Below are 12770 nucleotides of genomic sequence, written 5' to 3' on the forward strand. Positions count from 1 at the left end.
TTATTGATCGTCTTTTTTTGGTAAGTAATCTATTTCTACGCGTTGGTTTGGATTTAAGTACTTTTTAGCAACGTTTTGGATGTCTTCTCTAGTAATAGAACGGTAAATATCTATTTCATTATTAATTAAGTTTACATCACCATATAATAAATAATAAGTAGCTAATGAATTAGCAATTCCAGAAATACTAGAGTTAGAATTTACAAACTGATTTTCAAACTGATTTTGAAGTTTTTGATAATCGCGTTCTGAAATTAATTCATTTTGAATTTTTACAATTTCCTCATCCATTTCCGATAATAAAGTTTGAATAGTTACTTGGTCACCTAATGGTAAAGCGAATAACGCAAAAATATTATAGTCAACTTGAGGAAGGTTTATGGCTTGAACAGTTAATGCTTGTTTTTGCTCATCTACTAATTTTTTATATAATACCGAACTCTTACCACCACTTAAATATGACGAAATCATATCCAATACACGTGCGTCTTTAGTAGCCATTCCTGGGCCTCTATACGCTGCAATAATTGCTGGTGTTTGAATGTTCTTGTCGTATGTAGTAGCTTTAACAGTTTCAGTAATTGGTGCTTCAGTCGGGAAGTTACGTACAACGTCTGGACCTTTTTTTACGGCTCCAAAATAATCTTTTACTAATCCTTTGGTTTTGGCAATATCAATATCTCCAGCAACAACTAAAACGGCATTATTAGGAACGTAATATTTATCAAAAAACGCCATAAACTCTTCAAGAGTAGCTGCATCTAAATGGGCCATCTCGCCAATATTGGAATCTTTGTATGGATGTAACACAAATAAGTTTTCGCCAATAGTATTTAAAATTTGTCCGTAAGGTCTGTTGTCAAAACTTTGACGTCTTTCTTCCTTTACAACCTCATTTTGTGTGTCCACACCAACTTGATCAATAACAGGGTGTAGCATACGTTCAGATTCTAACCATAGGCCCAATTCTAATTTGTTAGAAGGAAATATTTCATAATAATAGGTTCTGTCTTGTGATGTATTGGCATTAAACGTTCCACCATTAGCTGGAATAATTTTCATGAATTCACCACGACCAATATTTTCAGAGCCTTCAAATAATAAATGCTCAAAAAAGTGAGCAAATCCAGTACGGCTTCTGTCTCCATCTTTTCCGCCTACGTCATACATCACCGAAGTAGAAACTACAGGTGCGGTATTGTCTTGATGCAGAATAACGTGTAATCCATTATCTAAATCAAATTCTTCAAATTTCACTTCTTGTGCAACACTAGTAATAATGGCTAGCAAACATGCAGAAAAAGTTAATAATCCTTTTTTCATGTGTTTTTGTTTTTGTTAAATGACATGTAATATGTCTGTTATGTATTCAATATGTTACAATGTTTCAAAAATAAGAAATACTTATTGCTTTTATAACCTTAGATAAAAAAACATAAACAAATTATTATTTGCCATAAATTTTCACGAAATTTAAGAACCGAAAAAATATTGATATATGAAAAACGTAATCTTACCAGTAAGGTTTGGCCTTATTACCAGTGCTGTATTAATTGCTTACTTTTTAATTCTAGCACTAATAGATAAACATACAAATCCGGTTTTTAGTTTTTTAAATGCGGTTATTACGGCTTTCGGGATTTTTGAAACCGTTCGTTATTATAAACTGGAGCAAGGCGATAAATTCACATACTCTAATGGCTTTGTAGCAGGTTTAATAACAGGTTTTGTTGCTACTGTTGTTTTTACATTTTTCTTTTTACTTTACATAACCGAAATTAATAGCGATTTTGTATCACAAGTTTTGTCTTTTATAGACTTTGGCGCGCCAGTTAGTGTTGGTGTTATGACCTTTGTTGTTGGCATAATGGGTGTGGCCACAACCGTAATTTCGGCATTTACGGTGATGCAGTATTTCAAAAAAAGCTGGAATATTTCGTAATTTAAACAAAACGTTTGTAGTTTAATTATTTAGCAGTATATTTGCATCCGCTTTCCGTGAGGTTAGCAGATTAATAAACTAATTTAATAAAAACGTTACGCTATGTACGCAATTGTAGAGATAGCAGGGCATCAATTTAAAGTTGAAAAAGACCAAAGAGTTTTTGTTAATCGTTTAGCAACAGAAGAAGGTAAGGAAGTTTCTTTCGATAACGTTCTTTTAATTGCAGATGGTGACAATATAACTGTAGGCGCCCCAGCTATAACCGGAGCTCTAGTAGGAGCAAAAGTATTAAAGCACCTTAAAGGTGATAAAGTTATTGTTTTCAAAAAGAAAAGACGTAAAGGTTACCGTGTAAAAAACGGACACAGACAATCTTTAACGGAAATCGTAATTGAGAGCATTGCAGCGTCGGGAGGCAAAAAAGCTGAAAAAACCGAAAAAGCAAAACCAGCTAAAGCAGAGAAAACAGTGAAAGCTGAAAAAGCTGCACCAGCTAAAAAGGAAGAGGCTACAAAAGCAGCTCCTAAAAAATCAACTGCTAAAGCAGACGATTTAAAGAAAATTGAAGGTGCTGGACCAAAAGCTGCTGAAGCTTTGGTAAATGCAGGATTTGAAACTTTTGCTAAAATTGCAAAGGCAACCCCTGAAGCATTAAGCACTGTGTTAACAGATGCAAGTTCAAGATTAGCTCACATTGTGACTGACACTTGGCCAAAACAAGCGGCTTTAGCTGCTGAAGGTAAGTGGGATGAACTTAAAGAATTACAAGACAGATTAGACGGCGGAATTGAGAAATAATTTCGTTATTATTAATAAAATAAAACCTTAAGACAATGGCTCATAAAAAAGGAGTTGGTAGTTCGAAGAATGGTAGAGAATCAGAATCAAAACGTTTAGGCGTTAAGATTTTTGGTGGACAAGCTGCTGTTGCTGGAAATATCATCGTAAGACAAAGAGGTAATACACATCACCCAGGTGAAAATGTGTATGGTGGAAAAGACCACACGTTACACGCTAAAGTGGACGGACTTGTTAAATTTACAAAGAAAAAAGACAACAAATCTTATGTTTCTATTGAACCTTTCGAGGCTTAATTAAACAATTTCTTTAAAACATATAAAACCTTTTCTGGAAACAGAAAGGGTTTTTGTTTTTTAACAATGTATTTAATTTAGGATTATTTTAGAATATCACGTATAATCTTCACATGATGATTGGTATGTAATTCTAAAAATCGATAAATTCTTTTTTTGTTTACGTCCCCAAAAAGCGGATGCTTAAAAAAGGCGTTTTTATCTAAATCAGGAATGATGTCAATATTTGTTCGTGCTTCTTGCAATTGTTTTATAAGGTCTTTTTGTGAAATAGTTTCAGGTGGTTTAACGTTTTTTGGTGCCTTTGCCTTTCCTCTCGGGAAAAACCCTAATGTAAAAAAAAGCTTTCCTAAAAAGCTGAAATCATTTTTATATAAAGCCGGATCTGATGATTGTAATGTTAAAACAACTTGATTAATTACTTTGCAGCTATGGTCTATGTGCCAGCCAACAGTTGCTTTTGAAATTTTTGGATTAGCAACGTCATGCTGATTTATGTGGTTTTCTAACTTGTTTATTAATTCATATAGTTTTTTTGAGCTCATGGATATAGTGTTTTACAAAACGAAGTTACGTATTTAAAAGCTATGGTTTAGTTGCTTTTTGCGATAAGGATTACTCTTGCATTTTTACTTTAATAAATAAGAAATCGTGAATGCTATGCATTTGTAACGGCATCCTATTTTGAGGTACGATAAAAAGATACAGTGGAAGGCGTGGTGCTACGTAGCTTTTAGCGAAGTGGCAATTGCCCAAAAAAAATCCCAAACATGCCTGCTTGGGATTTTATATAATATCTAAAAGCGAAGCGGTCTATGTTCTAGAGTCGCAAGCGGTCTTTTTCTAGTATCTGTAGTATTCTGGCTTATAAGGACCTTCAACAGCTACACCAATATACTTGGCTTGATCGTCTTTAAGTTCGGTAAGCTCTACACCAATTTTTTCAAGGTGCAATTTAGCTACTTTCTCATCTAAATGTTTTGGTAGCATATATACCTCGTTTTTATAAGCGTCTTTATTTGTCCACAATTCAATTTGTGCTAGAGTCTGGTTTGTAAATGAGTTACTCATTACAAAACTTGGATGACCAGTTGCACAACCTAAATTTACCAAGCGTCCTTGTGCTAAAATAATAACGTCCTTTCCGTTTACGGTATATTTATCAACTTGTGGCTTAATAACATCTTTGGTATGACCGTGGTTTTTGTTTAACCAAGCCATATCAATTTCGTTATCAAAATGTCCGATGTTACAAACTATTGTTTTGTCTTTCATGGCTTCAAAATGTTCACCACGAACAATATCTTTATTTCCTGTAGTGGTAATAACAATATCGGCATTTCCAACAACAGTTTCTAATTTCTTAACTTCAAAACCATCCATAGCAGCTTGAAGCGCACAAATAGGATCGATTTCTGTAACGGTTACAATACTTCCAGCACCTTTAAAAGAGGCAGCGGTACCTTTACCAACATCGCCATAACCACATACCACTACGCGCTTTCCAGCTAACATAATATCTGTTGCACGACGTACAGCATCTACAGCACTTTCTTTACAGCCATATTTATTATCGAATTTCGATTTTGTAACCGAATCATTTACATTTATAGCTGGCATGGGTAATGTTCCAGCTTTTACACGTTCGTATAAACGGTGTACACCTGTAGTTGTTTCTTCTGAAAGGCCATTAATGCCCGCAGCCAATTCTGGGTACCTGTCTAAAACCATATTAGTTAAATCGCCACCATCATCTAAAATCATATTTAGTGGTTTTCTGTCTTCACCAAAAAACAAGGTTTGTTCAATACACCAATCAAATTCTTCTTCGGTCATATCTTTCCAGGCGTAAACAGCCGTTCCTGCTGCTGCAATAGCTGCTGCTGCCTGATCTTGGGTAGAGAAAATATTACATGAACTCCATGTAACTTCAGCGCCTAAAGCTTGTAATGTTTCTATTAAAACTGCTGTTTGGATCGTCATGTGCAGACAACCTGCAATACGTGCACCTTTAAGTGGTTGTTCATTTTTGTATTCTTCACGTAGACTCATTAATCCTGGCATTTCTGCTTCAGCTAAATCCATTTCTTTTCTTCCCCAAGCCGCAAGCGACATATCTTTTACCTTATTTGGTACGTAAGCAACTGTTTTTGTAGTCATAGTATTTTTTTCTTAATGTTTTTATAGCCTAACAACTTTGGCAAAAGGACTTAAAATAGTTAAATTCGCTTGTCACATTTACTAAAGCTGCTTTAGGCAGTGCAAAGATAACTAATAACTTTTAGAATATTAAATGCCGCTTTATAAAACCCTTATTCCCAACTCACAAACTACTGTTAAAATCTGGAAGATAGAAGAATCTTATGACGATTTAATTCAGCCAATTACCTTAAAACCCGAAAGTTTAAGCCGCGTTTTAAGTATGAAAAGTGAGCTGCACCAACGTGGTTTTTTAAGTGTTAGACATTTGCTTGCCGAATTTGGTTATACCGATACCGATTTGTATTACGATGAAAATGGTAAGCCGCATTTAAAGGACGGGAAATATATTTCTATTACGCATTCCTTTACATTTTCTGGAGTGGTGGTTAGTGATCATTTAGTAGGCATTGATATTGAAAAGCAACGTGACAAAATTGGTGTTATTGCTCATAAATTTATGGATTATGAAAGTCAATATTTACAAAAAGATGCCGAAGATTATATTCGGAAACTAACCGTTATTTGGTGTATTAAAGAATCCCTTTATAAATTGTTTGCTACTCCTGGGTTGAGTTTTTTACAGCATACACTGGTAATTCCTTTTGAAATATTAGATTCCGAAACACGCGCTTGGATAGATTATGATAACAGTAAACATAGTTTCGATACTACTTTTTTAGAATTTGAAGGTTTTACCTGTGCTTTTGCCTTACCAATTAAGTAATGAAGACTATTTATAATCACATTTTACAAGCTACATCTAAAGGTGAAAAATTATTAGCCGTTTTAATCGATCCTGATAAAATGGATTTAAATACCGTTGCTAAATTTATAGAAAAGGTAAATGCGTCTCGAGCCACACATATTTTTGTTGGTGGAAGTGTGGTTGCAGCGCAATTAACAGAAGCTTTGGTAATAGAAATTAAAAAACACACCCAATTACCTCTTTTATTATTCCCTGGTGATGTAGGACAAATAACAAATCAAGCCGATGCACTCTTATTTTTATCACTGATTTCAGGTAGAAATCCAGACTATTTAATTGGTAAGCATGTTCAAGCCATTTCGAAATTGAAAAATTCAAATTTAGAAATTATTTCAACCGGTTATATCTTAATTGAAAATGGCAAACAAACAGCCGTACAACGTGTAACCAATACAGCACCATTACAAAATAATAACATCCAATTAATAGCAGATACAGCCACAGCTGGCGAATTACTTGGAATGAAACTTATATATTTGGAAGCTGGGAGTGGTGCATTGCAACCGGTATCCAAGAAGATAATTGAAAAAGTAAAAACCAATATTAGCATTCCCTTAATTGTGGGCGGCGGAATTCGAAATTTAAAACAATTAAAACAAGCCTACCAAGCTGGAGCCGATTTAGTAGTTATAGGAACGGCTTTTGAAGATGATGAGTCTTTTTTTGAAGAACTTCAAGATTGTTAATGTTGCCTCAAGCGGGTTGTAAGGTTTTAAATTTAAAATAAGTACAAACATTAAAAAGATTACCGCTTTCGCGGCAAATAAACATGAAAATATCCGTAGAATTAACCTTAACACCGTTGCATGATGACTATGAACCAGCCATCATTCATTTTATAAAAAAATTACGAGCATCTCATTTAAAAGTCCTTGAAAACCCATTAAGCACGCAGGTTTATGGCGATTATGATGCGGTTATGAAACTTTTAACCGTTGAAATAAAAGAAGCTTTTGAATTAATTGAACGCGGTTTGCTACACATGAAAATAGTCAAATCAGATAGACAAGATTATGAGCCTCATTTTTGATTACCTGTTTGGTCAGTACAGTGATTATGATACTCTAGATATTGTACTTGAGATTATTGCGATTGTTTTTGGGTTTCTATCCGTTTGGTATTCTAAACAGAACCATATTTTTGTGTTTCCAACCGGTATTATTAGCACAAGTATCTTTGTGTATTTATTGTTTAAATGGGCACTATTAGGCGATATGATTATTAACGCCTACTATTTTATAATGAGTATTTATGGTTGGTATATTTGGACACGTAAAATAAATGATACGCATGAAACACCAATTACATCATGGAATAAAAGGGATAAACAGACTTCAATTGGAATTGCCGTTGCAGCGGTAATTTGTGTTGCTGTTATTTATCAAATTTTTAATAAATGGAGTAGTTGGGTGTCGTATGTTGATATTCTTACAACTGCCATATTTTTTGCCGGAATGTATCTCATGGCAAAACGAAAAGTTGAAAATTGGATTTTCTGGATTGTAGGTGATCTTATTTCAGTCCCCTTATATTTTTACAAAGGATTTACCTTTACAAGTTTACAGTATTTAGGTTTTACAGTATTAGCAATTTATGGTTATTTAGCATGGAAGAAACACTTAAACAAGACGAGAGTCATTGCATAAAAATTGTCCTGTTTGGTCCTGAGTCAACAGGAAAAACCATTCTTGCTAAAAAATTGGCGACTCATTTTAATACACTTTGGGTTCCAGAATTTTCTAGGATTTATGCTGAAAATAAAGCAAAATTACATGAGGTATTAACCCAAGATGATGTATTGCCCATTGCGGAAGGCCAAATGGCTTTAGAAAACAAATTGACTAAGCAAGCAGATAAATTACTAATTTGTGATACCGACTTGTTAGAAACAAAAGTATATAGTGAATCTTACTATCAGGACTTTACTTCAGAGCGCTTAAATAAATTTGCCACAGAAAATTACTATAATCTTTATTTTTTAACTAATATTGATCTGCCATGGGAGCCCGATGGCATTCGCGATAAACCGCATGAAAGAGAAACGATGTTTCAAGCGTTTCAAAAGGCGTTAGAAATTCATCAAAAGCCCTATATTTTATTAAGTGGAAATCTAACAAATCGTTTTGAAGTTGCCGTAAAGCATATTAATGAATTATTAAAAAGTAAGATATGACTTTTTCTGAAAAGGACATAAAACAAATAGAGTCAAAGGGTTTAACTGTGGAAGGTGTCAACAAACAGCTTGAAACCTTCGTTTCCGGTTTGCCATTTTCACATTTGGTGGCAGCCGCAACAGTTGGAGATGGTATTTTACGCCTAAATAATTCGGAAGTTGAAAACCTTGTGGCATTTTTTGATGAAAATAAAGACCAATTTGATATTGTAAAATTTGTTCCCGCATCAGGAGCAGCAACTCGAATGTTTAAATTTCTGTTTCAGTTTTTGGAAGAATATGATCCAGCTGAACAAACTATTAATTCGTATTTGAATACGCGTGATGATAAAAGTTTACATATTTTCTTTGTTGGTTTAGAAAAATTTCCATTCTATTTTGAAGTCTTGGAGTTGTTAAATAAAACCTATCCAAACTACGCCGATTTAGATGTTAGTTACCGCTCGCAATTATTTGTAAAAGCTATGTTAGACGAGGACGGTTTAAATTATGGCAATTCACCAAAAGGATTATTACCGTTTCACGAATATAAAAACCAAATTATTTCTACAGCTTTTGAGGAACATTTATTTGAATCTGCATTGTATGCGTGTTGCAATAAGCAAGCAAAATTGCATTTTACCATTTCAGAAAGTCATAAGGATAAATTTAGTAATGAGTTTTCAAGAATAGAAGATAAAGTAGAACGTAAAACCAATTCTCAATTCGATATTTCATTCTCGTATCAAAAAGAATCAACCGATACAATTGCTGTTACACCTAAAGATGAGCCTTTCAGATTAGAGAACGGCGATTTGTTATTTCGTCCATCAGGACATGGTGCGTTAATTGAAAATTTAAACGATTTGAATGCCGATATTATCTTTATTAAAAACATTGATAATGTGGTTGTTTATAAGTATAAAAATGAAGTAGCCAAGAATAAAAAGATATTGGCTGGGATTCTGATGGAAATTCAACAGCAGGCATTTCAGTATTTAAAATTAATTGATAAAGGCGAATTGTCCCACGAAACAATCATTGAAATCGCACGGTTTTTAACAAAAAAAATGCAGGTAAAAATTTCTACTGAATTTGAAAAATATGCAGAAAAGTTTCAAATAGAATATCTTCAGAGTAAATTAAACCGACCAATTCGTGTTTGTGGTATGGTTAAAAATGAAGGTGAACCTGGAGGTGGGCCCTTTTGGGTTAAAGATGAAAGTGGAACTATTTCACTTCAAATTGTAGAGTCGGCTCAAATAAATCAAAAGAATAAACATCAAAAAAGTATTTTAAAAAATGCCACACATTTTAATCCTGTCGATTTGGTTTGTGGTGTTAAAGATTACAAAGGAAATAAATTTGATCTCACCCAGTTTATAGATCATAGAGCCGCTTTTATTACCAAAAAAACACGATTAGGAAAGGATTTAAAAGCTTTGGAGTTGCCAGGTTTATGGAATGGAAGCATGGCCAATTGGAACACCATTTTTGTTGAAGTGCCACTCATTACCTTCAATCCAGTTAAAACAGTAAACGATTTATTAAAGTCACCACATCAGCTAAAATAATATGTTTGATGCAGCATTTCTTATAACGGAATTATCATTTAAAGCGATTAGAAGTTCGGGTGCTGGTGGTCAGCATGTAAACAAAACATCCTCTAAAGTGGTATTGAGTTGGGATTTGCCAAATTCACAAGTATTTTCAGAAAACCAAAAAGCCCGTCTTCTTAAAAAGTTAGATAATCGGTTAACAACGGAAGGAATATTAATACTATCTAGTGACGATAGCCGCAGTCAACATAAAAATAAGGACTTGGTTATTAAACGCTTTTTAGAGTTAATAAAGCAAGGGTTGATTGTGCCAAAAAAGCGCAGACCAACCAAGGTTCCAAGAGCAGTGAAACTCAAACGTCTTTCCAACAAGAAAAAACAAGCTGATAAAAAGGCAAATAGGAAACCACCGGAAGTTTAAATTAATAATTTCTCATTATTACTTGCTAATTATACATTGTTAACTACCTTTGCAGCGTTCTCATAAAGGGGTGCCCAATAACGGCTGAGATCATACCCATTGAACCTAGAACAGGTAATGCTGTTTAGGAAAATAACAACAATTTTGTAATGTTGTGCGTGATTGCGCATGGCAACAAAAAAACTAATTTTTAATCAGAATAATTACCTCTTTTTATTCGCTAAATTTATTTTTATCGGATGAAATTTTTATTCAACAACGCGTCAGTTTTTCGCTGGCATCATTTTCAAAAAGCAAGTGTGCTTTCCATTTTTTTAACGACTTCTCTTGGTGTTTTTTCACAAGAAAAACCGCAGGATTCCACAAAACTAGAAACACTTGATGAAGTTTTAGTGCGCTCGGTTCGTGTAAAAGCGGACTCGCCAATTACACATTCCAATCTTTCTAAGGAAGCTATTGAAAAGCGGAATCTGGGGCAGGATATTCCCATTCTATTAAACTTTCTACCGTCTGTGGTTACCACTTCAGATGCAGGAGCAGGCGTTGGTTATACAGGCATTCGCGTGCGTGGTATTAATGCGCAATCTACAAACGTAACTATTAATGGAATCCCGTATAATGATGCTGAATCATTAGGAACCTTTTGGGTGAATTTAAACGATTTCGCCTCATCGGTTGAGAGTTTACAATTGCAACGTGGTGTAGGAACATCCACAAATGGATCTGGTGCTTTTGGTGCCAGTGTTAATGTGCTAACAGACGCCGTTTCCCAAGAAGCTTATGGGGAATTTGCCAATTCTTTCGGTAGTTTTAATACCCGAAAACACACCTTGAAATTTAGCACAGGCTTGCTGAATGACCATATAGAATTTGCGGGACGTCTATCAAATATTAAATCGGATGGTTATATAGATCGTGCGACTTCTAATTTGAAATCTTATTTCCTTCAAGGATCTTATAAATCGACAAATACTTTAATAAAAGCCATAACATTTTCGGGTAAGGAAATAACCTATCAGTCTTGGAATGGTTTGGAGGATAAAGACAAATTGGACAATGATCGAACCTATAATACAGCTGGTGAGTATACCGATGAAAATGGCAACACCCAGTTTTACGAAAATGAAGTAGATAATTATCAACAGGACCATTATCAACTGCATTGGAATCAGCGTATTGATAATAATTGGTCCACCAATATGGCTTTGAATTATACGGCTGGACGAGGTTATTTCGAGCAATATAAAGAAGATGCCGAGTTTGCCGATTATGGTTTAAATGAGATTATAATTGTAACAGATACGATTTCGGAAACGGATTTGGTAAGACGACGTTGGTTGGATAATGATTTCTTTGTAGTAAATGCGAATGCGAACTATAAAAATAATCAGTTAGATGTGCTTTTTGGAGGCTCATACAGTTATTATGATGGTGGCCATTTTGGTGAAATTATTTGGGCGCAATTTGCCAGTAATAGCATGAATACGGATCGTTATTATGATAATAAAGGTTTAAAAACAGATATCAATTTCTTCGGAAAAGGTACTTTTAAACTAAATGATAAAATCAGTTTGTTTGCCGATTTACAAATGCGTTTGGTGGATTATGAGGTGAATGGAATTGATTCGGATCGAAATGTTTTTAATGTCGATGAAAATTACGCCTTTTTTAATCCTAAAGCGGGAATTAACTATAATTTGAATGCAGAAAACAGTATGTATTTCTCATATGCTCGGGCAAATCGTGAACCAAGTCGTGATGATTTTGAAAACAACGCAGACGTAAAACCAGAACAATTAAATGATTTTGAATTAGGTTGGCGACATAATAATGAAAAGTTCCGGTTTAATGTAAATGCCTATTACATGTTATATAACGAGCAATTAGTTTTAACAGGAAATATTGATCAGTCTGGAAACCCAATTCGTACCAATAGCGGTGATAGTCACCGATTGGGGTTAGAGGTGGAAGCAGCCCTTCAAATAGCAGAAAAATGGCGATTACAGCCAAGTGTAACATGGAGTTCCAATAAAAACAAGGAAACGATTACAGAGTTTGACGGTAGTTTGGTAAATTTTGGTAAAACGGATATTTCCTTTTCACCAGAATGGATTGCTTCTAATGCCTTAACATTTCAACCGATTACTAATTTACAGTTAACACTTTTAAGTAAGTATGTTGGCGAGCAATTTATGAGTAATACCGAGGCTGCAGCCTCCAAATTAGATAGTTATTTTGTAAATGATTTTAGTGTTAATTACGAAATGTCTTTCCGAAGAGATGAAAACACTAAACCATTTTTAAAGTCAATTTTGTTTTCAGGATTGGTTAACAACCTATTTAATGTTAAGTATGCATCTAATGGCTACTATTACACATTTGATGATGATTACTCAAATCCACCACAAGTGTCAACTATAGAAGGTGCTGGTTTTTATCCACAAGCAACTACTAATTTTTTATTGGGAATGACTTTGAAGTTTTAAGAAGATTATGTGTGTAAAATAATCTCATAAATTAAAAAACTGCCTAAAAACAAATTATCGTTTTTAGGCAGTTTGCGTTTAGAGGGTGTTTTTACGGGAAAACCGTAACGGGTTTTGCAACTTTTCGATGAACTGCACAAATTTG

Annotated in this window: 14 protein-coding genes; 11 read left to right on the forward strand and 3 right to left on the reverse strand. The window is 34.3% G+C overall.

Annotated elements, in window-relative coordinates:
• Nucleotides 1–1323: a M16 family metallopeptidase gene (locus ACN0QX_RS00995; protein ID WP_376858151.1), complete on the reverse strand. Its 1323-nt coding sequence runs from the start codon at nt 1321–1323 to the stop codon at nt 1–3.
• Nucleotides 1324–1498: 175 nt separating this feature from the next.
• On the opposite strand from ACN0QX_RS00995, the gene ACN0QX_RS01000 reads away from it, so the two are divergent.
• The 3 genes from ACN0QX_RS01000 (at nt 1499) to rpmA (ending at nt 3039) form a co-directional block, all read left to right on the forward strand.
• Nucleotides 1499–1942 (forward strand): DUF4199 domain-containing protein, encoded by a 444-nt coding sequence (locus ACN0QX_RS01000; protein WP_248396349.1) that lies wholly within the window; start codon nt 1499–1501, stop codon nt 1940–1942.
• A gap of 102 nt (nt 1943–2044) precedes the next feature.
• The gene (gene rplU, locus ACN0QX_RS01005; RefSeq protein ID WP_248396347.1) at nt 2045–2743 is read left to right on the forward strand and encodes a 50S ribosomal protein L21; all 699 of its coding nucleotides are present in this window, start codon (nt 2045–2047) and stop codon (nt 2741–2743) included.
• Between the two features lie 35 nt (nt 2744–2778).
• Nucleotides 2779–3039, forward strand: a complete 261-nt coding sequence (gene rpmA, locus ACN0QX_RS01010) for a 50S ribosomal protein L27 (RefSeq protein ID WP_248396345.1) — start codon at nt 2779–2781, stop codon at nt 3037–3039.
• A gap of 83 nt (nt 3040–3122) precedes the next feature.
• On the opposite strand, the gene ACN0QX_RS01015 is transcribed toward rpmA, so the two are convergent.
• Together ACN0QX_RS01015 and ahcY are read right to left on the reverse strand one after the other, a co-directional pair.
• Complete coding sequence (locus ACN0QX_RS01015; RefSeq protein ID WP_248396342.1) at nt 3123–3584, reverse strand: DUF1569 domain-containing protein; 462 nt, start codon at nt 3582–3584, stop codon at nt 3123–3125.
• 298 nt (nt 3585–3882) lie between these two features.
• Nucleotides 3883–5199, reverse strand: a complete 1317-nt coding sequence (gene ahcY / locus ACN0QX_RS01020) for an adenosylhomocysteinase (protein ID WP_248396340.1) — start codon at nt 5197–5199, stop codon at nt 3883–3885.
• Between the two features lie 133 nt (nt 5200–5332).
• Between ahcY and ACN0QX_RS01025 the strand changes: the two genes are divergently transcribed.
• From ACN0QX_RS01025 to ACN0QX_RS01060, 8 genes are all read left to right on the forward strand, one after another.
• The gene (locus tag ACN0QX_RS01025; protein ID WP_248396338.1) at nt 5333–5965 is read left to right on the forward strand and encodes a 4'-phosphopantetheinyl transferase family protein; all 633 of its coding nucleotides are present in this window, start codon (nt 5333–5335) and stop codon (nt 5963–5965) included.
• Nucleotides 5965–6693 (forward strand): geranylgeranylglyceryl/heptaprenylglyceryl phosphate synthase, encoded by a 729-nt coding sequence (locus ACN0QX_RS01030; protein ID WP_248396336.1) that lies wholly within the window; start codon nt 5965–5967, stop codon nt 6691–6693. The genes ACN0QX_RS01025 and ACN0QX_RS01030 overlap by 1 nt, the downstream gene beginning before the upstream one ends.
• A gap of 83 nt (nt 6694–6776) precedes the next feature.
• Nucleotides 6777–7037 carry a thiamine-binding protein gene (locus tag ACN0QX_RS01035; protein WP_248396334.1) on the forward strand — a complete coding sequence of 87 codons (261 nt, stop codon included), beginning with the start codon at nt 6777–6779 and terminating at the stop codon, nt 7035–7037.
• Nucleotides 7021–7653: a nicotinamide riboside transporter PnuC gene (gene pnuC, locus ACN0QX_RS01040; protein ID WP_417195096.1), complete on the forward strand. Its 633-nt coding sequence runs from the start codon at nt 7021–7023 to the stop codon at nt 7651–7653. Before ACN0QX_RS01035 ends, pnuC begins: the two co-directional genes overlap by 17 nt.
• Complete coding sequence (locus ACN0QX_RS01045) at nt 7614–8180, forward strand: AAA family ATPase (RefSeq protein WP_248396330.1); 567 nt, start codon at nt 7614–7616, stop codon at nt 8178–8180. Before pnuC ends, ACN0QX_RS01045 begins: the two co-directional genes overlap by 40 nt.
• On the forward strand, nt 8177–9733 hold the full coding sequence (locus tag ACN0QX_RS01050) for a DUF4301 family protein (RefSeq protein ID WP_417195098.1): 1557 nt from the start codon (nt 8177–8179) through the stop codon (nt 9731–9733). The genes ACN0QX_RS01045 and ACN0QX_RS01050 overlap by 4 nt, the downstream gene beginning before the upstream one ends.
• Nucleotide 9734: 1 nt before the next feature.
• A complete protein-coding gene (gene arfB / locus ACN0QX_RS01055) occupies nt 9735–10139 on the forward strand; it encodes an alternative ribosome rescue aminoacyl-tRNA hydrolase ArfB (RefSeq protein WP_248396326.1) in 405 nt (134 codons plus the stop codon).
• Nucleotides 10140–10378: 239 nt separating this feature from the next.
• A complete protein-coding gene (locus ACN0QX_RS01060; protein ID WP_417195099.1) occupies nt 10379–12625 on the forward strand; it encodes a TonB-dependent receptor in 2247 nt (748 codons plus the stop codon).
• Nucleotides 12626–12770 lie beyond the last annotated feature (145 nt).

Origin of the sequence: Bizionia sp. (genome assembly GCF_048259285.1) — a bacterium.
In the GTDB taxonomy this organism is placed as follows: Bacteria; Bacteroidota; Bacteroidia; order Flavobacteriales; family Flavobacteriaceae; genus Algorimicrobium; species Algorimicrobium hallyeonense.

Bases quoted from the DNA above. Each gene is read 5' to 3' on its own strand.
- ACN0QX_RS01060 (WP_417195099.1), top strand. From the start codon at position 10,379: ATGAAATTTTTATTCAACAACGCGTCAGTTTTTCGCTGGCATCATTTT.
- pnuC (WP_417195096.1), top strand. From the start codon at position 7,021: ATGAGCCTCATTTTTGATTACCTGTTTGGTCAGTACAGTGATTATGAT.
- ACN0QX_RS01045 (WP_248396330.1), top strand. From the start codon at position 7,614: ATGGAAGAAACACTTAAACAAGACGAGAGTCATTGCATAAAAATTGTC.
- rplU (WP_248396347.1), top strand. From the start codon at position 2,045: ATGTACGCAATTGTAGAGATAGCAGGGCATCAATTTAAAGTTGAAAAA.
- ACN0QX_RS00995 (WP_376858151.1), bottom strand. From the start codon at position 1,323: ATGAAAAAAGGATTATTAACTTTTTCTGCATGTTTGCTAGCCATTATT.
- rpmA (WP_248396345.1), top strand. From the start codon at position 2,779: ATGGCTCATAAAAAAGGAGTTGGTAGTTCGAAGAATGGTAGAGAATCA.
- ACN0QX_RS01000 (WP_248396349.1), top strand. From the start codon at position 1,499: ATGAAAAACGTAATCTTACCAGTAAGGTTTGGCCTTATTACCAGTGCT.
- ACN0QX_RS01050 (WP_417195098.1), top strand. From the start codon at position 8,177: ATGACTTTTTCTGAAAAGGACATAAAACAAATAGAGTCAAAGGGTTTA.
- ACN0QX_RS01030 (WP_248396336.1), top strand. From the start codon at position 5,965: ATGAAGACTATTTATAATCACATTTTACAAGCTACATCTAAAGGTGAA.
- arfB (WP_248396326.1), top strand. From the start codon at position 9,735: ATGTTTGATGCAGCATTTCTTATAACGGAATTATCATTTAAAGCGATT.
- ahcY (WP_248396340.1), bottom strand. From the start codon at position 5,199: ATGACTACAAAAACAGTTGCTTACGTACCAAATAAGGTAAAAGATATG.
- ACN0QX_RS01035 (WP_248396334.1), top strand. From the start codon at position 6,777: ATGAAAATATCCGTAGAATTAACCTTAACACCGTTGCATGATGACTAT.
- ACN0QX_RS01015 (WP_248396342.1), bottom strand. From the start codon at position 3,584: ATGAGCTCAAAAAAACTATATGAATTAATAAACAAGTTAGAAAACCAC.
- ACN0QX_RS01025 (WP_248396338.1), top strand. From the start codon at position 5,333: ATGCCGCTTTATAAAACCCTTATTCCCAACTCACAAACTACTGTTAAA.